This is a genomic window from Micromonospora sp. B11E3 (assembly GCF_039871625.1).
Lineage (GTDB): Bacteria > Actinomycetota > Actinomycetes > Mycobacteriales > Micromonosporaceae > Micromonospora.
Map to the genome: position 1 here is coordinate 1 of NZ_JBDPMC010000078.1, position 21,907 is coordinate 21,907.

General features: G+C 74.2%; 22 protein-coding genes. 18 read left to right on the plus strand and 4 right to left on the minus strand.

The annotated features are described in order from the left end of the window. Window positions 1-145 precede the first annotated feature (145 nt). Complete coding sequence (locus ABGB16_RS27650) at window positions 146-667, minus strand: PaaI family thioesterase (protein WP_347671017.1); 522 nt, start codon at window positions 665-667, stop codon at window positions 146-148. Between the two features lie 56 nt (window positions 668-723). Here ABGB16_RS27650 and ABGB16_RS27655 point away from each other — a divergent pair, with 56 nt between their 5' ends. Beyond that, window positions 724-1,224, plus strand: a complete 501-nt coding sequence (locus ABGB16_RS27655) for a helix-turn-helix domain-containing protein (protein WP_347671018.1) — start codon at window positions 724-726, stop codon at window positions 1,222-1,224. Between the two features lie 94 nt (window positions 1,225-1,318). On the opposite strand, the gene ABGB16_RS27660 is transcribed toward ABGB16_RS27655, so the two are convergent. Next, window positions 1,319-2,149: a GDSL-type esterase/lipase family protein gene (locus tag ABGB16_RS27660; protein ID WP_347671019.1), complete on the minus strand. Its 831-nt coding sequence runs from the start codon at window positions 2,147-2,149 to the stop codon at window positions 1,319-1,321. Between the two features lie 258 nt (window positions 2,150-2,407). Between ABGB16_RS27660 and ABGB16_RS27665 the strand changes: the two genes are divergently transcribed. From ABGB16_RS27665 to mltG, 14 genes are all read left to right on the plus strand, one after another. Beyond that, a complete protein-coding gene (locus ABGB16_RS27665; protein WP_347671020.1) occupies window positions 2,408-3,460 on the plus strand; it encodes a S1 family peptidase in 1,053 nt (350 codons plus the stop codon). A gap of 154 nt (window positions 3,461-3,614) precedes the next feature. Continuing rightward, window positions 3,615-5,438: an aspartate--tRNA ligase gene (gene aspS, locus ABGB16_RS27670; protein WP_347671021.1), complete on the plus strand. Its 1,824-nt coding sequence runs from the start codon at window positions 3,615-3,617 to the stop codon at window positions 5,436-5,438. A gap of 105 nt (window positions 5,439-5,543) precedes the next feature. Next, a complete protein-coding gene (locus ABGB16_RS27675) occupies window positions 5,544-6,359 on the plus strand; it encodes a sugar nucleotide-binding protein (protein WP_347671022.1) in 816 nt (271 codons plus the stop codon). A 120-nt stretch (window positions 6,360-6,479) separates the two neighbouring features. After that, window positions 6,480-7,070 (plus strand): helix-turn-helix domain-containing protein, encoded by a 591-nt coding sequence (locus ABGB16_RS27680; protein ID WP_347671023.1) that lies wholly within the window; start codon window positions 6,480-6,482, stop codon window positions 7,068-7,070. Next, window positions 7,067-8,392: an MFS transporter gene (locus ABGB16_RS27685; protein ID WP_347671024.1), complete on the plus strand. Its 1,326-nt coding sequence runs from the start codon at window positions 7,067-7,069 to the stop codon at window positions 8,390-8,392. The genes ABGB16_RS27680 and ABGB16_RS27685 overlap by 4 nt, the downstream gene beginning before the upstream one ends. A gap of 411 nt (window positions 8,393-8,803) precedes the next feature. Then, entirely contained in the window at window positions 8,804-9,064 is a 261-nt protein-coding gene (locus tag ABGB16_RS27690) for a GNAT family protein (RefSeq protein WP_347671025.1), read from the plus strand. 92 nt (window positions 9,065-9,156) lie between these two features. Continuing rightward, window positions 9,157-9,360 (plus strand): hypothetical protein, encoded by a 204-nt coding sequence (locus tag ABGB16_RS27695; protein ID WP_347671026.1) that lies wholly within the window; start codon window positions 9,157-9,159, stop codon window positions 9,358-9,360. Window positions 9,361-9,435: 75 nt separating this feature from the next. Continuing rightward, window positions 9,436-10,932 carry a replication-associated recombination protein A gene (locus ABGB16_RS27700; RefSeq protein WP_347671027.1) on the plus strand — a complete coding sequence of 499 codons (1,497 nt, stop codon included), beginning with the start codon at window positions 9,436-9,438 and terminating at the stop codon, window positions 10,930-10,932. A gap of 1,805 nt (window positions 10,933-12,737) precedes the next feature. Further along, a complete protein-coding gene (locus tag ABGB16_RS27705; RefSeq protein WP_347671042.1) occupies window positions 12,738-13,355 on the plus strand; it encodes a hypothetical protein in 618 nt (205 codons plus the stop codon). 150 nt (window positions 13,356-13,505) lie between these two features. Continuing rightward, window positions 13,506-13,967, plus strand: coding sequence for a DUF948 domain-containing protein (locus tag ABGB16_RS27710; protein ID WP_347671028.1), 462 nt, complete (start codon window positions 13,506-13,508; stop codon window positions 13,965-13,967). Window positions 13,968-13,995: 28 nt separating this feature from the next. After that, complete coding sequence (locus ABGB16_RS27715) at window positions 13,996-14,301, plus strand: hypothetical protein (protein ID WP_347671029.1); 306 nt, start codon at window positions 13,996-13,998, stop codon at window positions 14,299-14,301. Continuing rightward, window positions 14,298-16,976: an alanine--tRNA ligase gene (gene alaS, locus ABGB16_RS27720; RefSeq protein WP_347671030.1), complete on the plus strand. Its 2,679-nt coding sequence runs from the start codon at window positions 14,298-14,300 to the stop codon at window positions 16,974-16,976. The genes ABGB16_RS27715 and alaS overlap by 4 nt, the downstream gene beginning before the upstream one ends. Window positions 16,977-17,064: 88 nt before the next feature. Next, window positions 17,065-17,526, plus strand: a complete 462-nt coding sequence (gene ruvX / locus ABGB16_RS27725; RefSeq protein WP_347671031.1) for a Holliday junction resolvase RuvX — start codon at window positions 17,065-17,067, stop codon at window positions 17,524-17,526. Beyond that, window positions 17,523-18,719: an endolytic transglycosylase MltG gene (gene mltG, locus ABGB16_RS27730; protein ID WP_347671032.1), complete on the plus strand. Its 1,197-nt coding sequence runs from the start codon at window positions 17,523-17,525 to the stop codon at window positions 18,717-18,719. The genes ruvX and mltG overlap by 4 nt, the downstream gene beginning before the upstream one ends. Before the next feature lie 201 nt (window positions 18,720-18,920). On the opposite strand, the gene ABGB16_RS27735 is transcribed toward mltG, so the two are convergent. Together ABGB16_RS27735 and ABGB16_RS27740 are read right to left on the minus strand one after the other, a co-directional pair. Continuing rightward, window positions 18,921-19,166, minus strand: a complete 246-nt coding sequence (locus ABGB16_RS27735; protein ID WP_347671033.1) for a flavin reductase — start codon at window positions 19,164-19,166, stop codon at window positions 18,921-18,923. Then, entirely contained in the window at window positions 19,166-19,552 is a 387-nt protein-coding gene (locus ABGB16_RS27740; RefSeq protein WP_347671034.1) for a hypothetical protein, read from the minus strand. The genes ABGB16_RS27735 and ABGB16_RS27740 overlap by 1 nt, the downstream gene beginning before the upstream one ends. 385 nt (window positions 19,553-19,937) lie before the next feature. On the opposite strand from ABGB16_RS27740, the gene ABGB16_RS27745 reads away from it, so the two are divergent. The 3 genes from ABGB16_RS27745 (at window position 19,938) to ABGB16_RS27755 (ending at window position 21,885) form a co-directional block, all read left to right on the plus strand. Then, a complete protein-coding gene (locus tag ABGB16_RS27745; protein WP_347671035.1) occupies window positions 19,938-20,738 on the plus strand; it encodes a helix-turn-helix transcriptional regulator in 801 nt (266 codons plus the stop codon). Beyond that, the gene (locus ABGB16_RS27750) at window positions 20,729-20,917 is read left to right on the plus strand and encodes a DUF397 domain-containing protein (protein WP_347671036.1); all 189 of its coding nucleotides are present in this window, start codon (window positions 20,729-20,731) and stop codon (window positions 20,915-20,917) included. The genes ABGB16_RS27745 and ABGB16_RS27750 overlap by 10 nt, the downstream gene beginning before the upstream one ends. A 116-nt stretch (window positions 20,918-21,033) precedes the next feature. Next, the gene (locus ABGB16_RS27755; RefSeq protein ID WP_347671037.1) at window positions 21,034-21,885 is read left to right on the plus strand and encodes a shikimate dehydrogenase; all 852 of its coding nucleotides are present in this window, start codon (window positions 21,034-21,036) and stop codon (window positions 21,883-21,885) included. Window positions 21,886-21,907: the final 22 nt, after the last annotated feature.

A 21,907-nucleotide genomic window follows, 5' to 3' on the forward strand; every position in this document is an offset into this window, starting at 1 on the left:
ACCCCCTGACCCACCCCGCCCGGCCACACTGCGCCGGCGAGGCGAGGTTGGCAGCTGAGCGGCAGTTCCGTCGGCGTGTCGAGTCGCTCAGCCGTCAAGGATCGTGGCCGGCCCGTCCCCCCTGCCCCGCTGCGGGCGGGGTGGGTCAGGGGGTGGTGGGGGTGTCGAGGGGGAAGAGGAGGCAGGTCGAGGTGGCGTGGGCCATGAGGCGGCCGGCTCCGTCGAGCAGCCTGGCCTCGGCGAGGGCGGTGCGGCGGCCGCGTTGCAGGACGGTGCCCTCGCAGCGCAGGGTGCCGCTGTCGACCGTCGCGGGGCGGAGGAACTTCACGTTGAGGTCCAGCGAGGTGTAGCCCATTCCCGCCGGCAGGACGCTGTGCACGGCGCAGCCGGCGGCGGTGTCCAGCAGGGTGGAGATGACGCCGCCGTGCACCGTGCCGAGCGGGTTGTAGTGGAACTCCTGGGGCACCAGCTCCACCGCGACCCGGCCCTCGTCGGCCTCCAGCCGGGCCATGTCCATCAGGTGCATGACCGGCGGCGCGGCCAGCTCGCCGGCGATCATCGCCCGGAGCAGCTCCAGGCCGCTGCGCCGTCCGATGTGGGCGGCGCCGGCCACCGGATCGGACCAGGAGAACGTACGGCTGCGCGCCGGCTGCTGCGTCTGTGTCATGGACCCAGCCTGGCCGCGCGTTGCTGAGTCTGTCAACCAGACTTAGCCTGGTCGCCATGAGGCCCGCGGCACTGGACTGGTCGGTGGAGAACTGCACCATCTCCCGCGCGATGACGATCCTCGGCGAGCGGTGGACGCTGGTCGTGCTCCGCGAGGTGTTCAGCGGCGTCCGCCGCTTCGACGACATGCGGGTCCGCACGGGCGTCCCCCGGCAGGTGCTCGCCAACCGGCTGGCCACCCTGGTCGAGCAGGGGGTGCTGCGCCGGGAGCCGTACCGGGAGCCGGGCAGCCGGGTGCGTCACGAGTACCGGCTCACGGCGAAGGGCCTCGACCTCTGGCCGGTGCTGGTCGCCGTGCTCGGCTGGGGGGACCGTTACCTCGCCGACCCGGACGGCCCGCCGCTCAGTGTGGCGCACCGCGACTGCGGGGCCGAGGTGCGCGTGGAGCTGCGCTGCGCGGCCGGGCACGAGGTGGCCGTTCCGCGCGACGTGGTGCCCCGGCCCGGTCCGGGCGCCCGCCGTCGGGAGGCGACGCCGGAGCACGGGGGCGGCGACTGACGCGCGCCGCAGCACCCGCACCCGCTGGCACCGCCTCCGGGACCGCCCGCCGGGCGTGGGCGCGGCGGGCGGCCCCGGTGCCGGGATTACGGGATTACCAGCCGAAGCCGGCGGCGTACGAGACGCTGGCCAGCACCTGCTGGCCGGCGGTGTTCGGGTGGAAGTAGTCCCAGGTGGAGAGCTGGCCGAGGGTGAACGGGTAGCCGAACACGGCGTTGTCGTCGAAGTCGCAGTTCGGGCCGTACGCGGCGCAGGCCTGGGCGAGCTGGGTGTTGTAGTCGACCACCCGCTGGCGGACCCGGGCCCGCCGGTCCACGTCGACCTGCGCGGTGGAGGTCGGGTTGGCGAGCATGGACTGGCAGATGCCGAACAGCGACCAGGCGCTGCGGGCGCTGGAGCTGTCCTTGCCGACCGACCAGAGCCGCTGGATGTCCGGGACGCTGATCACGAGCACCCGGGCGTCGGGCAGGCCCGCCCTGAGCCGGTTCAGGGCCGCGTCGACGTTGGCCCGGTAGGTGCTCACCGGCGTCATCGTCGACTCCGAGCTGGTGCACGCGTCGTTGGCGCCGATCAGCATCGTCACGTACCCGACGCCCTGGCTGACCGCGGTGCCGGCCTGGCCGTACATGTCGGCGGACTTCGCGCCGCTGCGCGCGTCGTTGTGGTTGTTCCCGCCGATGGCCGGGTTGACCGCGCGGATGCGCAGGTAGTGACTGTTCACCGTGGAGTCGTCGCCGGTGCTGAACGAGCGGGACGTGCAGTCGGCGTACCAGCCGCAGGCGTTGAAGCCGCGGGTGATCGAGTCGCCGATGCTGGCCATCGAGGCGGGCGGCGGGCCGGGGTCGGCGTGGGCGGGGGCGGCGGCGACCGCGACGAGGGCGGTGGCGGCGGAGAGGGCGGCGAGGGTGCGGCGGAGTGGGGTCATGGTGGCCTCCGGGTCGCGGGCGCCGGTTGGGGGGAAATCGGGGTGAACCGATCGTATAGATCGATTGATGTATCTACAATGTTGCCGCTGTGTGACGGTCGGAATCTGGGTCGGGCGGGGGTGGAACTGGGACTTGCCGACGATCTTAAGGATGTGAATACTTCAGTTCACTCGACCGGTTCCACCAGGTCCGGGCGGGTTGTCCTCGGGTCCGTCGCCCCCGGCGTGACCCGTCACCCCCTTCCGGGAGGTTGTTACATGCGACCCACGAGGTCCTCGCTCCTGCGCGCCGCGGCCGTCGCCGCGGCCGGCACCCTGGTAGCCACCGGCGTCCTGATCGGCGCCCCCGCCCAGGCCGCCCCGCTCACGTCCGCCGACGCCGCCACCAGCCTGTCGGAGCGGCTCGGTGACCGCTCCGCCGGCACGTACGCCGACGCCAGCGGCCGGATGGTCGTCACCGTGACCGACGAGGCCGCCGCCCGTCAGGTCCGCGCCGCCGGCGGGATCGCCAAGCTGGTCGAGCGGGGTGCCGCGGAGCTGAACCGGGCGACCGCGGAGCTGGAGCGCTCGGCGAAGATCCCGGGCACCGCCTGGTGGACCGACGTCGTCACCAACCAGGTCGTGATCTCGGTGGACCCGACCGTCACCGGCGCCAAGCTGGAGCGCGTCCAGGCCGCCGCCGCCCGGACCAACGGCACCGTCCGCATCGAGCGGGAGGCCGGCGTGCTGAGCACCCGGATCTCCGGCGGCCAGGCCATCTACGCCCAGGGCGGCGGCCGCTGCTCGCTCGGCTTCAACGTCCGCAGCAGCTCCGGCGTCTACTACTTCCTGACCGCCGGCCACTGCACCAACATCGCGGTGAACTGGTACTCGAACTCGGCCCAGACCGCCCTCCTCGGCAGCCGAACCGGCAGCAGCTTCCCGGGCAACGACTACGGCATCGTGCGGCACAGCAACTCCGCCAACGCGGCCGGCAACGTCTACCTGTACAACGGCACCTACCGGGACGTCACCGGCGCCGCCAACGCGTTCGTCGGTCAGAGCGTGCAGCGCTCCGGCAGCACCACCGGCCTGCGCGGCGGCTCGGTGACCGCTCTCAACGCCACGGTCAACTACGCCCAGGGCAGCGTCTACGGCCTGATCCGCACCAACGTCTGCGCCGAGCCCGGCGACAGCGGCGGCTCGCTGTTCAGCGGCAGCACCGCCCTCGGCCTCACCTCCGGCGGCAGCGGCAACTGCACCTTCGGTGGCACGACCTACTTCCAGCCGGTCACCGAGGCGCTGAGCGTCTACGGCGTCAGCATCATCTGATCCTGACCGACACCGCGGAGCGGGTCGCCGGCCTCCGGCGGCCCGCTCTTCGCGTACCCGGAAGGGCCCGCAACCACGCCCGGTGCCGGCGGGGCGCAAGGCACCCTGACAGAATGCGGGGGCAGACCGATCGCAGATGAGGGAGACGCAAGTCGTGATCCGTACCCATGACGCCGGCAGCCTGCGCGCGACGGACGCCGGCACCACGGTGACGCTCGCCGGGTGGGTGGCCCGCCGGCGCGACCACGGCGGTGTCATCTTCGTCGACCTGCGCGACGGCTCCGGCATCGTCCAGGTGGTCTTCCGCGAGGAGGACGCCCACGCGCTGCGCAACGAGTTCTGCGTCAAGGTGACCGGCGAGGTGACCCGCCGCCCCGAGGGCAACGAGAACCCGGAGCTGCCCACCGGCGAGATCGAGGTGACCGCGACGGCGCTGGAGGTGCTCTCCGAGGCGGCGCCGCTGCCGCTGCCGGTCGACGACCAGGTCGAGGCCGGCGACGACATCCGGCTCAAGTACCGCTACCTGGACCTGCGCCGCAGCGGCCCGGCCCGGGCGATGCGGCTGCGCTCGCGGGCCAACCAGTTGGCCCGCGCGGTGCTGCACGAGCGGGACTTCCTGGAGATCGAGACCCCGACCCTGACCCGGTCCACCCCGGAGGGTGCCCGCGACTTCCTGGTCCCGGTCCGCCTCCAGCCGGGCAGCTGGTACGCCCTGCCGCAGTCGCCGCAGCTGTTCAAGCAGCTGCTGATGGTGGGCGGCATGGAGCGGTACTACCAGATCGCCCGCTGCTACCGCGACGAGGACTTCCGCGCCGACCGGCAGCCGGAGTTCACCCAGCTCGACATCGAGATGTCCTTCGTCACCGAGGACGACGTGATCGACCTCGGCGAGGCGATCGTCTCGGCGCTCTGGTCCGACCTGGCCGGCTACGAGATCCCCCGGCCGATCCCGCGTATCACCTGGCACGACGCGATGGCCCGGTACGGCTCGGACAAGCCGGACCTGCGCTACGGCGTCGAGCTGACCGAGCTGACGGAGTACCTGCGCGGCACCGAGTTCCGCGTCTTCGCCTCGGCCATCGACGCGGGCGGGTACGTCGGCGCGGTGGTCATGCCCGGCGGCGCGAGCCAGACCCGCAAGGAGCTGGACGGCTGGCAGGACTGGGCGAAGGCGCGCGGCGCGCGCGGCCTGGCGTACGTGGTGCTCGACGCCGAGACCGGCGAGGCGCGCGGCCCGGTGGCCAAGAACCTCTCCGAGGCACACCTGGCCGGGCTGGCCGACGCCGTCGGCGCGAAGCCGGGCGACGCGATCTTCTTCGCCGCGAGCACCGACACCCGTGAGGCGCAGGAGCTGCTCGGCGCGGCCCGGGTCGAGATCGCCAAGCGGGCCAAGCTGGTCGACGAGAGCGCCTGGGCGTTCTGCTGGGTGGTCGACGCGCCGATGTTCGAGCCAACCTCCGACCAGGAGAACGGCCGGGCGGGCGGCTGGACGGCCGTGCACCACCCGTTCACCTCGCCGAACGCCGACTGGGTGGACCGGTTCGAGGAGGCCCCGGACCGGGCGCTGGCCTACGCGTACGACATCGTCTGCAACGGCAACGAGATCGGCGGCGGCTCCATCCGTATCCACCGCGGCGACGTGCAGCAGCGCGTCTTCGACCTGCTCGGCATCACCGCCGAGGAGGCGCAGGACAAGTTCGGCTTCCTGCTGGAGGCGTTCAAGTACGGCGCTCCGCCGCACGGCGGCATCGCGTTCGGCTGGGACCGGGTGTGCATGCTGCTGGCCGGGGCGGACTCGATCCGCGAGGTCATCGCGTTCCCGAAGACCCGGGGCGGCTTCGACCCGCTGACGGGCGCCCCGACGCCGATCACGGCGCAGCAGCGCGCCGAGGCCGGCATCGACGCCAAGCCGAAGGCGCCCGCCGCGGCACACGCCGGCACCGCCGGCCCGGCCGCCCCGGTCGCCGACCCGACCTGACCTGACCGGCCTCGATTTCGTCGATCATGAGGTTGGCGGGGGCACGCCCGGCGTGTCGTCCCGCTAACCTCATGATCGACGGTCGGTGGGGCGGGAGGCGGCGGCGTGACGGTGCTCGTGGTGGGGGCTAGCGGGTATCTGGGCGGCGAGGTGTGCCGGCAGGCCGTGGCGGCGGGGGAGCGGGTCGTCGGGACGTACCACGCCAACCCGGTGGACCTGCCCGGCGTCGCGGTGCGCCGGCTCGACGTGACCGACCGCGCCGCCGTGCGCGCGCTGGTCACGGCGGTGCGGCCCACCGCCGTGGTGAGCACCCCCTACCGGTACGCCGACTGGACGGTCACCGCCGACGGGGCGGCCCACGTCGCGTACGCCGCCGCCGAGGCGGGCGCCCGGCTGGTCCACCTGTCCAGCGACGCGCTGCACGGCGGCCGCCCCGAGCCGTACGCCGACGACGACCCGCCCAGCCCCGTCTTCCCGTACGGGGCGGCGAAGGCGGCGGCGGAGACCGCCGTGCGGCTGGTGGACCCGGGCGCCGCGCTGGTGCGTACCTCGTTGATCGTCGGCGACGAGCGGAGCAAGCAGGTCCAGCTCTGCCTGGACGCGCTCGCGGGCCGGATGAGCCTGTTCACCGACGAGATCCGCTGCCCGGTCGACGTGACCGACCTGGCCGCCGCCGTCCTGGAGTTGGCGGCCACCGACTACGCCGGCCCGCTCAACGTGGCCGGCCCCGAGGCCGTCAGCCGGGCCGAGATGGGGCTGCTGGTGGCCCGCCGGTACGGCCTCGACGCGGCCGGGATGAAGACCACCACGAGCGCCGCGGCGGGCCTCGTGCGTCCGGCCGAGGTACGCCTCGACAGCTCCCGTGCCGCCGCGCTGCTGCGCACCCGCCTGCGCGGAATCGGCGAGCTCCTCGCCCCCTGAGCCCCTGCCGGGATCGGTTTGTCGAGCGGCTGAGTCCCTTCTTCTCGACTCTGTCGGGTAGTGCACACTTCCTATGCACAAGGATTGTGCATAGGAAGTGTGCACGGATACTGTGCAACCATGGGGAACGACGAGAGGCCCGAGCCTCGCCGCGTACGGCTCGACCACCGCCAGGTGCGGGTGCTGGCGCACCCGCTGCGGATCCGCCTGCTCGGCGCGCTGCGCGTGAAGGGGCCGGCGACGGCGACCACCCTCGCCGAGCTGCTGAGCACCAACACCGGGGCGACCAGCTACCACCTGCGCCAGCTCGCCGATGTCGGCCTCGTTGTCGAGGAACCCGACCTGGGCACCGGCCGGCAGCGCTGGTGGCGGGCCGGGCACGACGTCACCAGCTGGGAGCCCAGCGACTACGACGACGACCCGGACGCCCGCGCCGCCATCGAGTGGATCCAGGGCGACCAGGTGCGCCACCTGGTCGAGCACGCCGAGCGGTGGTTCGCGGCCCAGCACGAGTGGTCCCCGGCCTGGCGCGACGCCCTCGGCATGGGCGACACCTTCATGACCGTCCCGCCCGACCGGCTCAAGGCGCTCCATGCCGAGCTGTGGCAAATTCTCGAACGCTACCGGAGCGAGGCCGACCCGGCCGCGCCCGGCGCCGAGCGGGTGTCGATCTTCCTCGCCGCGTACCCGATGCTGGGGGAGATGCGATGACCGCGCTGTCCGTACGCCAGGTCCGGTTCCGCTACCTCACCCTGTACGGCCTGCGCTGGCTGCCCACCGGCCTGCTGATCCCGGTGATGATCCTGCTGATGCAGGAGCGCGGCCTGTCGCTGTCGCAGATGGGCCTGGCGTTCACCGCCCAGGGGCTGGTCGTCCTGGCGCTGGAGCTGCCCACCGGCGGTCTCGCCGACGCCCTCGGCCGCAAGCCGGTGCTCGTCGCCGCCTGGGCGCTCTGCCTGGTCTCGCTGGCCGTCTTCGCGGTGGCCGACTCGTTCTGGCTGTTCTTCCTGGTCTGGGCGTTGCAGGGCGTCTACCGGGCGCTCGACAGCGGCCCCCTGGAGTCCTGGTACGTCGACGCCACCCTGGCGGCCGACCCGGACGCCGAGTACGAGCGCGGCCTCGGCTGGGCCGGCACCGTCATCGGTGTCGCCATCGGCGCCGGCGCGCTGCTCGGCGGCGGGCTGGTCGCGCTCGGCCCGGTCGGGCCGGTCAGCGCGCTCACCCTGCCGGTGCTCGTGGCCATCGCGCTGCAGGCGGCCGCCCTCGTCGCGCTGCTGGCTCTGATGGTGGAGGTCCGGCCGGCCCGGGGCGCCGGGGCGCTGCGCGCCTCGATGGTCGAGGCGCCGCGGATGGTCGGGCAGGCGGTGGGGCTGCTGCGCCGTTCCCGGGTGCTGCTCGCCCTGGTCGCGGTCGAGCTGTTCTGGGGCTTCGGCATGGTCACCTTCGAGTCGCTGGTGGCCGTCCGGCTCGCCGAGGTGATCGGCGACGCCGACCGGGCCGCCGCGCTGCTGGGCCCGGCCGGCTCGGCGGCCTGGCTGGCCAACGCCCTCGGCGCCGCGCTCACCCCGCTGCTGCTGCGCCGGCTGGGTGCGGCCCCCGCCGCCGCGCTCATGCGGGTGCTCCAGGGCGGGACCGTGGTCGGGATGGGGCTGCTCGCCGGCCCGGTCGGGGTGGTGGTCGCGTACCTGGCCTGCTACACCGTCCACGGCGCGTCGAACCCGCTGCACATGGGGCTGCTGCACCGGCAGGTCGACGGCCCGTACCGGACCAGCGTGCTCTCGCTGAACTCGATGATGGCCGCCCCGGCCTCCGCGCTCGGCGCGGTGGTGCTGACCGCGCTGGCCGACCGCAGCGGCGTCAGCACCGCGATGCTGGTCGGCGGGGTGGTGCTGGCCCTGGCCGCGCCGCTGTACCTGCCGGCCTGGCGGGCCGCCCGCGCCACGCCGGCGCCTCCGGAGGACCCGGCCCCCGCCGCCGCCCCCGCCGCGGCGAGCGCGCCCGCCGCGGCCGGCGCTCCCGGCGGTGCGCCGTGAGAGGGGAGCCCTTCTCTACCGCAGGCGTTAACAGGGGGCCCTCCCTTACCCCTGTCCCAGGTGGACGGGGCCAGGGGGCAACGGGGCCGGCGGCGACGCCGGCCGGGGAGGAGTCGTACATGGGACAGATCCGATCCTGCTACCCCGTGCGACTGGCCGGGGCGCGGTGCGTCCTGCGCGAGGTCGAGGACGGCGACGTCCACGCCGTCCACGCGCTGACACTCGATCCCCGGGTGACCGAGCGGGTGCTCGACGAGCACCCGCCGTCGGCGGACGAGATCCGGGCCGCGCTGGCGGCCTGGCGGGAGGAGGCGCGCGCCGAGCCGCGGTCGAGCTACCGGCTGGCCGCCGTGGTGGGCGCCGAACTGGTGGGCATGGGCACGCTGACCGTCGACAGCGCCGCGCACCGCCGTGGCGATCGGGTACGTGCTCCACCCGGACCACTGGGGCGCGGGCCTCGGCACGGAACTCGCCGGGCTGCTGCTGCGCCTGGCGTTCGAGCGGGTGGGGCTGCACCGGGTCGAGGCGACGACCCGCCCCGACCACGTCGCCTCGTGGCGGGTGCTGGAGAAGGCCGGGATGCGCCGGGAGGGGCTCAGCCGCGACCATCTGCTGGTCCGGGGCCGGTGGTGGGACTCGGTGCGGTACGCCGCCCTGGCGACGGACCGCTGACCCCGCGCCGGCCGGTCCACGGTGGAGATTGGCGAGTGGACCGATCGGGTACATCACGGTCGACCGACTGGAAACCCCTCCGGAGGACCGACATGCTCGCCATTCTCGCGGCCATCGTCTTCGGCTTCGCCCTGCTGCTCGACCTGTTCGAGACGAACCTCGGCGCGCCGGACCTGTTCAACCTGCACACCCTGCTGGTGCTCGGCCTGCTGCTGCTCTCCCTCTACCTGGCCGGGGTCGGCCGCGGGCCGGGCGGCGGCCGCTGGTACCGGGGCCGGCGCCCCGGCCGAGGCTGACCGTGAACGATCACGGCGGGCCGGGTCCGCGGCGCAGTTCGGGCGCCGCCGGTCCGGCCCGGTAATGTCTTCGTGATGGAGTCCGACGCCCTCTTCTCCCTCGGTGAACCCGCCGGCGCGCCCAGCGCCCCCGCGGGTGCCGCCGGCGTCGACGGCTTCACGCCCGTCTCGCCCGACTCGCCCCTGCCCGTCCGGATGCGTCCGGCCACCATCGACGAGCTCGTCGGGCAGGACCACCTGCTCGCCCCGGGCGCCCCGCTGCGCCAGTTGGTCGGCGGCGCCGCCCCGATGTCGGTGATCCTGTGGGGCCCGCCGGGCAGCGGCAAGACCACGATCGCCCACCTGGTGGCGCGGGCCACCGACCGCCGCTTCGTGGCGATGTCCGCGCTCTCCGCCGGGGTGAAGGACGTCCGCGCGGTGATCGACACCGCCCGCCGGCAGCGCCGCTCCGGCGGCCCGCAGACCGTCCTGTTCATCGACGAGGTGCACCGGTTCAGCAAGACCCAGCAGGATTCGCTGCTCGCCGCGGTGGAGGACCGGACGGTCACGCTGCTGGCGGCGACGACGGAGAACCCGTACTTCTCGGTCATCTCGCCGCTGCTGTCCCGGTGCGTGCTGCTCACCCTCCAGCCGCTGGACGACGCGGCGGTGCGTGGCCTGCTGCGCCGCGCGGTCGCCGACGAGCGCGGCCTCGCCGGGGCGCTCACCCTGGAGACCGAGGCCGAGGACCACCTCGTACGCCTCGCCGGCGGCGACGTCCGCAAGGCGCTGACCGCGCTGGAGGCGGCGGCGTCGTCGGCCACGGCGCTGGGCACCGGCCGGATCGACCTGGCGACCGCCGAGCAGGCGGTCGACGTCGCGGCGGTGCGCTACGACCGGGCCGGGGACGCGCACTACGACGTGACCAGCGCCTTCATCAAGAGCATGCGCGGCTCGGACGTGGACGCGGCGCTGCACTGGCTGGCCCGGATGCTGGTGGCCGGCGAGGACGCCCGGTTCATCGCCCGTCGGCTGGTCATCTTCGCCAGCGAGGACGTCGGCATGGCCGACCCCGCCGCGCTGGGCGTCGCGACCGCCGCCGCGCACGCCGTGGAGTACGTCGGGCTGCCCGAGGCCCAGCTCAACCTCGCCCAGGCGGTGATCCACCTCGCCACGGCGCCGAAGTCCAACTCGGCGACCACCGCGATCGGGGCGGCCATGGCCGACGTCCGGGCCGGTCGGGGCGGGCCGGTGCCGCGCGCCCTGCGCGACGCGCACTACTCCGGCGCCCGGGGGCTCGGCCACGGCACCGGGTACCGGTACCCGCACGACGATCCGCGCGGCGTGGTCACCCAGCAGTACGCTCCCGACGATCTCGTCGGGGCCGACTACTACCGTCCCAGCGGGCACGGTGCCGAGCGGTCCGTGGCCGCCCGGCTGCCGCTGCTGCGCCGGATCGTCCGCGGGCTGCCCGCCCCGGCGCGTCCGGACGTGCCGGTGCCCGCCGGGAACGGCCGCCACCCGTCGGGCAACGGGCCCGCCAGCGGGGTGGACGAGGACGGCGCGGACGCCGTCGGGGAGGGTCAGCAGTGAGATCCCGTGGTTCGGAGCGACCGGAGGACGGGCCGGAGGAGCAGCCCGAACCGCGCGCCAGGGGGCGCCGGTGGGGCCGGGGCCGACCCGACAGCGAGCCCGAGGAGCCGGTCGGCGGCGAGGAGCTCGGCTGGATCGACGACCTGCGCTCGGCCAAGCAGCAGCGCGGCGAGTTGGGTCCGGGCGCCGGCGGGCCGGCGGGGGCCGGTCCGGAGCCGGGGCGTGACCCCGGCGGGCCGCAGGCGGCGCCGCCCGTGCGCGGCGGTGAGCCGCCCGCCCCGCGTCCCCGCCCCGTCGACGGGCCGTGGCCCGGCTCGCCCGAGCCCGGCCGCCCCGGCACGCCCGAGCAGTCCCGCGCGCCCCGTCCCGCGGCGCAGCCGCCCGGCCGCCCGGCGCCGCAGCCGGCCGCCGCGCCGCAGCCGCCGGGGCAGCCCGCCCGTCCGCCGTACCCGCCGGCCCAGCCGCCGGGGACCGAGCCGGCCCGTCCGCCGTACCCGCCGGAGGTGACGCCCCGGCGGTCGCACCCGGCGGCCGATCAGCCCCGGCCCGCCGGGTCGGTGAGTGGGCCGCCGGGGGAGGAACCCCGGCCGCAGGGGCCGGGCAGGCCCGCACCCGGCGCCCCCGACCAGCCGGTCCGGCCGCGCGGCGCGCACACCGCCGCGGCCCCGCCCGTGCGGGGCGGCCAGCCGCCGACCGGCGGGTGGCCGGTCGCATCGGACGGGCCGCCCCCCGGCCGCCCCGGCGGGCGGCGGCGAGCGGCCGAGGAACCCCCGATCGTGCCGGCCAGCGGCAACGCCCCGCCGGTGCCCGCCGGACCGTCCGCCGCCGGGCCGTCCGCCGCCGGAGCGGCGGCCGTCCCCGGGGCGGGCGATGCCGCCCTCGACCGGGCCGAGCCGGCCGCCGAGGGCGGGCGGCGCCGGGCCCTGCCGGAGCCCGGGACGGGCGAGATCGGCGGCCGGCGCCGGGCTCGGCCGGAGCCGGAGGTGGGCGCGGTGCCGACCGCCCGCGCCGCCGCGGCCGCCCCGCGCCCGGTGGATCCCCGCGCGGGCGAGGTCCGCCCGCCGCACGAGCGGGGCACCGGCGAGATCCGCCAGCCGTGGGAACCCGGCACCGGTGAGCTCCGCCAGCCCGGCCCGGCGCGCGGCGCCGCCCGTCCCGCCAGCCCCGCCGACGGCCAGGGCCGCCCGCCGGCGGCCGAGGACCGCCGGGTGCCGGCGCCCCCGACCGGGCCCGAGCCGCGGCCGGGCGTGGCTCCCGGCCCCCGGTCCGCCCGCGGCGGCGCGGCGATCGCGGCCCCGACCATCGGGCCGGGCCCCGGGTCGACGGGGGAGGCCGGGGATGGTCCCGCTCACCCGGGCGGCCCCACCGCCGCCCCCGCCGGCCGGGCGACGCCGCCCGGCCCTCGACCCGGCCGGGCGACGCCGCCCGGCCCTCGACCCGGCCGGGCCGTCCCGCCCGGCGTCGCCCCCGGCCCGGGCCAGCCCGTCCCGCCCGGCGTCGGCCCCGGCCCGGGCCAGCCCGTCGTGGCGCGGGCGGCGGCCCCGGTCGGCCGCCCCGACGACGGGCCGGAGCAGCGCACGGCCCCGCCCCAGCGCGGCGCCGCCCGGCCCGGATCCGCCGGGGCGGCGCCGGAGCGCCCCGGGCCCCCGCCCGCGGTGGCCCGCGCCGCCGCCGTGGTGCCCCCCACCGACGTCCCGGCCGACGGGGTCACCGGTGAGCCGCCGCTGCGGCGCGCCGCCGGGCAGGACGGCGACGAGGACCCCCCGACCCGCCCCGGCGGCCTGCGTTCGGAACTGCGCCGGCAGATGCGCCAGCGGCGGCGGCTGCGGCTGGGCGTGCTCGTGCTGGTCAGCCTGGTGCTGCTGGGCGCGGTCCCGCTCTACTTCGGCATCCGGACGCTGAGCCGCGACCCGGTCTTCGACTCCCTCGACGGGTTGGACGTGCCGGGCTGGGCGGCGACGAAGACCGTGGACAACGTCAGCGGCAACCGCTGGTGCCTGCGGGAGTGCCGGCTGCGGGAACGCACGCTGGAGTCGGGACGGCCCGTCGAGGAGACCGCGCAGGCGTACGAGCGCGCCCTGGCCGCGGCCGGCTGGCAGCGGTGGAAGGTGACCCGCTGCCCGGCGCAGCCGGCGAAGGGCAGCTACACCTGCTGGCGCCGCGACGAACTCACCCTCGACCTCTGGGTACGCGAGCCGGCCTGCGTCCCGCCGCCCGTCGACGGCGCGCCGGCGCCGACGCCCCTGGCCTCGCCCGCAGCGCAGGAGTGCACCGGCTCGTTGGTGTCGGTGAAGGTCCGCAACGCGATCGACGACGAGCGGACCCGACCGCAGCCGAGCATCGACCCCTCGCTCACCGGCGAGGACCCGTTCCCGACCCTGAGCGAGGATCCGCTCGGGGAGCTGACACCCTCACCGTCGTGAGCCGGTTTTCGTCACTGACGGTAGGGTCTGGGGCTGGTACGCCCGCCTGCTCCCGCTGACCCGTCGTGGGTCGTCGAGCGCCGGTGTGGGTAATGACGGTCGCGCGTTCCGGGGCGGCGGGCCCCGGGACTCTGCTTGAGGAGGACATGCGTGGATGGTGGACAGATCGCTGCGCTGATCGCGGCCGGCGCGTTCCTGATGCTGGTGCTCGTGCTGGCGGTGCCGATCCTGCGGCTGCGGCACACCGTGGACGCCACGACCCGGATGATCAACGAGCTCAACGACCGCGCCACCCCGCTGCTCGCCGACGTCAACACCACCGTGCGGAACGTCAACACCGCGCTGGAGCAGGTGCAGACCTCGCTGGACGGGGTGAACCTGCAGCTGGCCAAGGTCGACACGATGACCAGCCACGCCCAGAACGTCACCGCGAACGTGGCGAACCTGGCCACCGTCGTCTCCGCCGCGGCGGCGAACCCGCTGGTGAAGGTGGCCGCGTTCGGCTACGGGGTGCGCCGCGCCGCCGCCGCGCGCCGGCACGCCGAGACCGAGCGTGAGGTGCGCGACGCCATCAAGCAGCAACGCCGGGCCGCCAGGCGCGGCGACCGCTGAGCCGTTCGCAGGACGGGAGGATGAAAGCATGAGGCGTCTGTTCTGGCTCGGTGTCGGGCTGGCCGTCGGCGTGGTGGTGGTCCGCAAGGCGACCCGCACCGCGCAGGCGTACACCCCGGCCGGCATCGCGAGCGGCCTGGCACAATCCGCTGGCGGTCTCGTGGAGTCGCTGCGTAGCTTCGTGGAGGACGTCCGGGTCGGGATGGCCGAGCGGGAGCAGGAGATCCACGAGGCGTTCGCCCGGGGCGAGGCGTTCGACGACCAGTTCGCGGAGCTGCGGGAGGACCCGCGCATCGGCGACCGAGAGATCTTTCCGGAGGAGCACCAGCGATGAAGACAGCGGAGATCAAGCGGCGGTACCTCGCCCACTTCGAGGCGAACGGCCATGCCGTGGTGCCGTCCGCTCCGCTGCCCGCCATCAGCGACCCGAACCTGCTGTTCGTCAACGCCGGCATGGTGCAGTTCGTCCCCTACTTCCTGGGGCAGCAGACCCCGCCCTTCCCGCGGGCGGTCAGCGTGCAGAAGTGCATCCGCACCCCCGACATCGACGAGGTCGGCAAGACCAGCCGGCACGGCACGTTCTTCCAGATGAACGGCAACTTCTCCTTCGGCGACTACTTCAAGGCCGGGGCGATCCCGCTGGCCTGGGAGCTGTCCACCAAGCCGGTCGCCGAGGGCGGCTTCGGGCTGGACCCGGAGCGGATCTGGGCGACGGTCTACCTCGACGACGACGAGGCGTACCAGATCTGGCGGGAGACCGGCGTGCCGGCCGAGCGGATCGTGCGGCGCGGCAAGAAGGACAACTTCTGGTCGATGGGCATCCCCGGCCCGGCCGGCCCCTGCTCCGAGCTGTACTACGACCGGGGCCCCGCCTACGGGCGCGAGGGCGGCCCGGAGGTCGACGAGGACCGCTACCTGGAGTACTGGAACCTCGTCTTCATGCAGTACGAGATCGCGGACGTGACCAGCAAGGAGCACTTCCGCATCGTCGGCGACCTGCCCAAGAAGAACATCGACACCGGCATGGGCCTGGAGCGGATGGCCTCCCTCCTCCAGGGCGTCGACAACCTCTACGAGATCGACGAGGTCCGGCCGATCCTGGCCCGGGCCGCGGAGCTGACCGGCAAGCGGTACGGCGCGCACTCCGGCCACGTGGCCAGCGAGTCGCACCCGGACGACGTGCGGCTGCGGGTGATCGCCGACCACGTCCGGACCGCGCTGATGCTGATCGGCGACGGGGTCACCCCGAGCAACGAGGGCCGCGGGTACGTGCTGCGCCGGATCATGCGCCGCGCCATCCGGGCCGTCCGACTGCTCGGCTGGCAGGACCGGGCGCTGCCCGAGCTGCTGCCGGTGGCCCGGGACTGCATGTCCCCGTCGTACCCGGAGATCGCGGCCGAGTTCGACCGGATCGCGCAGTACGCGTACGCCGAGGAGGACGCCTTCCTGGCGACGCTGCGCGCCGGGACGACGATCCTGGACACGGCGATCGCCGAGACGAAGGCGGCCGGGAAGCCGGCGCTGTCGGGCGACAAGGCGTTCCAGCTGCACGACACGTACGGCTTCCCGATCGACCTGACCCTGGAGATCGCGGCCGAGCAGGGGCTCCAGGTCGACGCCGACGGCTTCCGCCGGCTGATGGCCGACCAGCGGGCCCGGGCGAAGGCCGACGCGCAGGCGCGCAAGACGGGGCACGTCGACCTGTCGGCCTACCGGTCGGTGCTCGACGCGGGCGGCCCGGTGGAGTTCACCGGGTACACCGAGCTGAACCGCGAGTCGCGGGTCCGCGCGGTGCTCTCCGGCGGCGACGAGGTCGGCGCGGCGGTCGAGGGCGACACGATCGAGCTGGTGCTCGACACCACCCCGTTCTACGCCGAGGGCGGCGGCCAGCAGCCCGACCAGGGCATGATCACCGTCGGCGGCGGCCAGGTCGAGGTCTTCGACGTGCAGCAGCCGGTGCCGGGCCTGATCGTGCACCGGGCCCGGGTGATCCGGGGCGAGGTCCGCGCGGGCGAGACCGGGTACGCCGAGATCGACGTGACCCGGCGGCGGGCGATCTCCCGCTCGCACACCGCGACGCACCTGGTGCACCAGACCATGCGCAACTTCCTCGGCGAGTCGGCCACCCAGGCCGGTTCGCTGAACGCCCCGGGCCGGCTGCGGTTCGACTTCAACACCCCGACCGGGGTGGCGCCGAGCGTGCTGCACGACGTGGAGCAGCAGGTCAACGAGGTGCTGCTGGCCGACCTGGAGGTGCACGCGTTCATCACCAGCCAGGAGGAGGCCCGCCGGATCGGCGCGATGGCCCTGTTCGGCGAGAAGTACGGCGAGCGGGTCCGGGTCGTCGAGGTGGGCGACTACGCCCGGGAGCTGTGCGGCGGCACGCACGTGGCCCGCTCCGCGCAGCTCGGCCTGGTCAAGATCCTGTCGGAGTCGTCGGTGGGCTCCGGCGTCCGCCGGATCGAGGCCCTGGTCGGCATGGACGCCTTCGGCTTCCTGGCCCGCGAGCACCTGCTGGTCTCCCGGCTGGCCGAGCTGTTCCGGGTCCCCGGCGACCAGGTCGCCGACCGGGTGGAGCAGACCGTGACCCAGCTGCGCGACGCGGAGAAGGAGTTGGAGAAGCTGCGGGCCCAGCTCGTGCTCGGCGGCGCGGCGGCCCTCGCCGCGCAGGCGAAGGACGTGCGCGGCGTCGCGTACGTCGGCACGGAGGCGCCCGAGGGCGCGGCCGGCAACGACGTGCGGACCCTGGCGCAGGAGATCCGCGGCAAGATCGACCCGGCCCGGCCGGCGGTGGTGGCCGTGGCGGCCCGGTCCGGCGGCAAGGCGTCCCTGGTGGTGGCCGTGAACGCGGCGGCCCGCGGCCGGGGCGTGTCGGCGAAGGACCTGGTGAAGGCGGCGCTGTCCGGCCGGGGCGGCGGCAGCGACGACCTCGCCCAGGGCGGCGGCCTGCCGGCGGCCGAGGCGCCGAAGCTGCTGGTCACCGTCGAGAAAACGATCGCCGAGGCGTGATCGCACAGTACGTCGAGTCAGGGCGGACCGGGCCGGTTCGCCCTGACTCTTTGCATGGCGGCTTCTTGCAGGGCGGGGTGAGGCGCGGATGACCGGATCGTTGCCTGGTGTGCGGCTGGGCGTGGACGTCGGGCAGGTCCGGGTCGGCGTGGCCCGCTCGGACCCGCACGGGGTGCTCGCCACCCCGCTGGTCACCCTCGCCCGGGACCTGACCGCCGATGCCGACGCGGTGCCGGCCGACATGGCGGGGCTGGCCGGACTGGTCGCCGAGCACGAAGCGGTCGAGGTGGTCGTGGGCCTTCCGGTCAATCTCGCTGGCCAGCACGGCCCGGCGGCCCGGAATGTGAAGGCGTACGCTGACCAACTGGCTGATGTAATAGCCCCCGTTCCGGTGACGCTCACCGACGAGAGGATGTCGACCGTGGTCGCGTCTCGTAGGCTGGCCGAGCGTGGCGTCCGGGGGAAGCGCCAACGCGCGGTGGTCGACCAGGCCGCCGCGGTCGAGATCCTGCAGAGCTGGCTGGACGCGCAGCGGAGGCGGACGCAATGATCGACGATCTGGACCTCGGGTTCGACGAGCAGGATCGGGGTGAGAAGGGCCGGCACCGGCGCAGCGCGGTGCGCAAACGCCAGGGCAAGTCCTCCGGCGGCGCGGGGAAGACCGTCTTCGCCCTGTTCATGGCCCTCGTCCTGCTCGGCGGCATCGGCGGCGGGGCGTTCTACGGCTTCGACCGGATCCAGAGCTACTTCGTCACCCCGGACTACGACGGCGCCGGCTCGGGCGAGGTGCTGGTCGAGATCAAGCAGGGCGCGCTGATCGCCGACATGGGCGACGCCCTGTACACGGCCGGAGTGATCAAGAGTTCGAAGGCGTTCATCGAGGCCGCCGCGGAGAACTCGCGCAGCAAGAACATCCAGCCCGGCACGTACAAGGTGCGCAAGCAGATGAGCGCCGAGCACGCGCTGGGCATGCTGCTGGACTTGAAGAACAAGGTCACCAACCGGATCACCATCCCCGAGGGCCGTACGGCCAAGAACATCTACAAGCTGCTGTCGGAGAAGACCAAGATCCCGGTCAAGGAGTTCGAGGCCGCCGCGAAGGACCCGGAGGCGCTCGGCGTACCGGACTTCTGGTTCAACCGCACCGACAAGAAGCCGGTGAAGAAGTCGATCGAGGGCTTCCTCTACCCCGACACGTACGAGATCCCGCCGAAGGCCACGGCCGAGAGCATCCTGTCGATGATGGTGGAGAACTTCCTCGCCGTCACGAGCGAGATGAAGTTCGTCGACCGGGTGCAGGAGGAGCGCAAGATCGCGCCGTACGAGGCGCTGATCGTCGCGTCGCTGGCGCAGGCCGAGGCCGGCAACCCCGACGACCTCGGCAAGGTCGCCCGGGTGGCCTACAACCGGGTGTACGGCAACTTCGACTGCGGCTGTCTGGAGATGGACGTCACGGTCAACTACTACCTGGAGCTGACTGGCCAGAAGACCAAGGCGTCGAAGGACATGACCCAGGCCGAGCTGGACAACCCGAAGAACCCGTACAACCGGAAGCTGCCGGGCCTGCCGCCCACCCCGATCGACAACCCGGGCAAGCAGGCGCTGGAGGGCGCGATGGACCCGCCGCCCGGCAAGTGGCTCTTCTTCGTGGCGATCGACGACAAGGGGCACTCCGCGTTCGCGGACACGTACGAGCAGCACCTGCGCAACGAGGCCAAGGCCAAGGAGGCCGGGATCATCTGATATCGGGCGCACAGGTGAGAAGGGCCCCGGTGCTGCTGGTTGCCGCCAGCGGTACCGGGGCCCTTCTCGTTCGGGTGAGAGCAACGCCAATCTCGGGACGGCCTCAGGGCACGTGGTGCACGGGACCACGCAACTTCAGGGAAGTTGCGGCCTCGTGGCCGGGTCGAAGCCACAGTTTCACGGAAAATGCGGCCTGGTCATTCATCGGGCTCGCGCCCACGTGATGAACCTGTCGGTCAGGTCGGGTGGCACGGCCTGGTCGTGGAGCTGGGCGAACTGGTCGCGCGCCTCGGCCATGAGGGTGGCCAGGTAGACGAGGAGCGCGGTGCGGTTGCCCCGGTACTCGCTGAGCAGGGACAGCCGGGCCGGCTGGCAGGGCCACTCCGCGCCGCAGTTTCGGCATCGCCACAGCGGGCGCATGGCGACGTGTGGGATGACGCGGGGCATCAGCGCAGCCTCAGCGCGGTCGCTCGCGCCTCGTCGTCGTTCAGCGGCAGGAACCACAGGAAGCGCGTCACGATCTCGGGCGGCTCCGGGCCCTCGGGCCTGCCGCGCAGGTCTCGGATCGCCTGCCTGGTCAGGCCGACGAAGCTGGGCAGGAGGGCCCGGCGCAGGCTGGAGTCAACCGGCAGGCTCGTCCACGCGAGGCAGGGCCAGGGCTCGCCACACGCCTCGCAGACCCAGTCAGGGCCCGCCGCGCAGTGGTCTTCGAGGGTGAGCCTGGGGACCTGGCGCGGCGGCGTCGAGGTGGGGCGCGGCCCGGTGGGCGTCGGGGCGGGGCGCGGCCCGGTGGCGCGCGACGGCGCCGGGCGCGGCACCCGGTGCGACCTCACTGACGCCCCCTGTTCGCCCGCCACTCCTGAGCCCTCGTCAGCCTGCCGGCGCGGCCCGGGTCGTTGGTCGGGAAGACGGCGGTCGGCTGCGTCATCCACCCCGGCAGGTGTTTCCCCCGTTCCCGCTTCGGTAGCGACGGCACGGCCTTGGGCCGGCACCTGAACCAACGGATACCCACATCGACCTCCTCGGAAAGCTGGAAGGGCCGCCCCGCACGGGGGGAAGGCGGGGCGGCCCGGGACGGAGTCCGCCCCAGCCATCCGGCGTGGAGCAGGTCCGCATGCGTGACAGTCTGGTAAGGACACCACTACTGTCGGAAGGAACTCGCGCTGCTCAGCGCAGGAGTGCAGCCCCCCGCCCCCCGATGTGCAGAGGTGTGCAGAGATGGATCGACTGCCCATGCTGGAGCTGTTCGCCGGGGAGCTGCGCCGCCTGCGCGTGCGCGCCGGCCTCTCGCAGGAGGCGTTGGGCGAGCAGATCAACTACTCGGCGTCGCTGGTGGCTGCGGTCGAGCAGTGTCGACGGCCGCCCCGCGAGGAGTTCACCGAGCGGTGCGACGACGTCCTTCAGTCGGACGGGCTGCTCGGCCGGATACGGGACGCGCTCATCAGGGAGTCCCTGATGCCGTGGTTCCGCGAGTGGGTGACGATCGAGCAGGAGGCCACCGCGCTGCGCAACTTTGAGCCGCTGGTGGTGCCCGGCCTGCTCCAGACCGAGGCGTACGCCCGGGCGTTGAACGAGGGGGCGAGCCAGTTCGTCGGCGACGAGATGGAACAGCAGGTCGCCGCGCGACTCGCCCGGCAGGCGGTGCTCGCCCGGCCCACGCCGCCGCAGCTCGTCGTGGTGCTCGACTACACCGTGCTGGAACGCCCGGTCGGCGGCCCGAAGGTCATGCAGGAGCAGTTGCGGCACCTGCTGGAGGTGGGCCGCCGGCCGAGGGTCCACCTGCACGTGGTGCCGAAGGGGACCGGCGCGTACCCCGGACTGAACGGTGCCTTCGTGATCGCCACCCCACCGGAGGGTGACGACGTCGCGTACCTCGACAACCAGCTGCAGGGAACAATCGTGGAGCGCACGGTGGACGTACACTCGCTGCGGCAGACCTGGGAGTCTGTGCGAGCCGAGGCGATACCCCACGGGGCCACCCTCACGTTGATCTCGGAGGCAGCGGAGTCATGGACCTGACCGGCGCGATCTGGCACAAGAGCACCCGGAGCAGCGGCAACGGTGGCAACTGCGTGGAGGTCGCCGACAACCTGCCCGGCGTCGTCGGCGTCCGCGACAGCAAGGACAGGCAGGGGCCGGTGCTCACCTTCGACCCCGCCTCCTGGAAGGCGTTCGTCGCCTTCGCCCAGCGGCACTGACCAGCAACGCAGAGAAGGCTCCCCAGCGCGAGGCTGAGGGGCCTTCTTTTCGCCGCTCCGTCGAGGCCATGGCTTGTTAGGGTTCGGCGTCGGACGAAGCGTGGATTGGTAGCGACATGAAGCAAGCAAACCGGGCGGCGGTGGTCGGCAAGCCGATCAGCCACTCCCTCTCCCCGGTGATCCACAACGCCGGCTACGCCGCCGCCGGCCTGTCCGGCTGGTCGTACACGAGGATCGAGTGCGCGGAGGCCGAGCTGCCGGCCCTGGTCGGCGGCCTCGGCCCCGAGTGGGCCGGGCTGTCGGTGACCATGCCGGGCAAGGAGGCGGCGCTCGCGGTGGCCGACGCGGTCTCGCCGGTCGCCGCCGCCGTCGGCGCCGCCAACACGCTGGTACGCCGGCCCGACGGCTCCTGGTACGCGGACAACACCGACGTCACCGGGATGGTCGACGTGCTCACCGCGGCCGGCTGCGCGGCCGGCGCCACGGTGACCGTGCTCGGCGCCGGCGGCACCGCCCGGGCGGCGGTCGCCGCGGCGGCCCGGCTCGGCGCGGCCGAGGTGACCGTGGTGGCCCGCCGACCCGAGGCGATCGAGGACCTGCGCCCGGTGGCCGAGGCGGCCGGCGTGCCGCTCGCCGGCGCGCCCTGGGACGGGAACCCGGCGCACGCCCGGGCCGACGTGGTGATCTCCACCGTGCCGAAGGGCGTGGCCGACCCGCTCGCGGAGAACTTCGACTGGCGGCCGGATTCGGTCTTCTTCGACGTGGTCTACGACCCGTGGCCCACGCCGCTGGCCACGGCGGCGCTCGCGGCCGGCTGCCGGGTGGTCTCCGGTCTGGACCTGCTGCTGGCCCAGGCGGTCGGCCAGTTCGAGCACTTCACCGGCGTCCGCGCCCCGGTGGGGGAGATGGCGGCGGCGCTGTCGGCCGCCGTCGGACTGCCGGTGCGCGCGACCCGCCCGGCGGGGTAGTTCCGCGACGCCGAGCACACCG

Bases quoted from the DNA above. Each gene is read 5' to 3' on its own strand.
- ABGB16_RS27745 (WP_347671035.1), top strand. From the start codon at position 19,938: ATGGATCGACTGCCCATGCTGGAGCTGTTCGCCGGGGAGCTGCGCCGC.
- mltG (WP_347671032.1), top strand. From the start codon at position 17,523: ATGATCGACGATCTGGACCTCGGGTTCGACGAGCAGGATCGGGGTGAG.
- ABGB16_RS27685 (WP_347671024.1), top strand. From the start codon at position 7,067: ATGACCGCGCTGTCCGTACGCCAGGTCCGGTTCCGCTACCTCACCCTG.
- ABGB16_RS27755 (WP_347671037.1), top strand. From the start codon at position 21,034: ATGAAGCAAGCAAACCGGGCGGCGGTGGTCGGCAAGCCGATCAGCCAC.
- ABGB16_RS27650 (WP_347671017.1), bottom strand. From the start codon at position 667: ATGACACAGACGCAGCAGCCGGCGCGCAGCCGTACGTTCTCCTGGTCC.
- ABGB16_RS27695 (WP_347671026.1), top strand. From the start codon at position 9,157: ATGCTCGCCATTCTCGCGGCCATCGTCTTCGGCTTCGCCCTGCTGCTC.
- ABGB16_RS27705 (WP_347671042.1), top strand. From the start codon at position 12,738: ATGCGCCAGCGGCGGCGGCTGCGGCTGGGCGTGCTCGTGCTGGTCAGC.
- ABGB16_RS27700 (WP_347671027.1), top strand. From the start codon at position 9,436: ATGGAGTCCGACGCCCTCTTCTCCCTCGGTGAACCCGCCGGCGCGCCC.
- ABGB16_RS27750 (WP_347671036.1), top strand. From the start codon at position 20,729: ATGGACCTGACCGGCGCGATCTGGCACAAGAGCACCCGGAGCAGCGGC.
- ABGB16_RS27665 (WP_347671020.1), top strand. From the start codon at position 2,408: ATGCGACCCACGAGGTCCTCGCTCCTGCGCGCCGCGGCCGTCGCCGCG.
- ABGB16_RS27655 (WP_347671018.1), top strand. From the start codon at position 724: ATGAGGCCCGCGGCACTGGACTGGTCGGTGGAGAACTGCACCATCTCC.
- ABGB16_RS27735 (WP_347671033.1), bottom strand. From the start codon at position 19,166: ATGCCCCGCGTCATCCCACACGTCGCCATGCGCCCGCTGTGGCGATGC.
- alaS (WP_347671030.1), top strand. From the start codon at position 14,298: ATGAAGACAGCGGAGATCAAGCGGCGGTACCTCGCCCACTTCGAGGCG.
- ruvX (WP_347671031.1), top strand. From the start codon at position 17,065: ATGACCGGATCGTTGCCTGGTGTGCGGCTGGGCGTGGACGTCGGGCAG.
- ABGB16_RS27680 (WP_347671023.1), top strand. From the start codon at position 6,480: ATGGGGAACGACGAGAGGCCCGAGCCTCGCCGCGTACGGCTCGACCAC.
- ABGB16_RS27715 (WP_347671029.1), top strand. From the start codon at position 13,996: ATGAGGCGTCTGTTCTGGCTCGGTGTCGGGCTGGCCGTCGGCGTGGTG.
- ABGB16_RS27660 (WP_347671019.1), bottom strand. From the start codon at position 2,149: ATGACCCCACTCCGCCGCACCCTCGCCGCCCTCTCCGCCGCCACCGCC.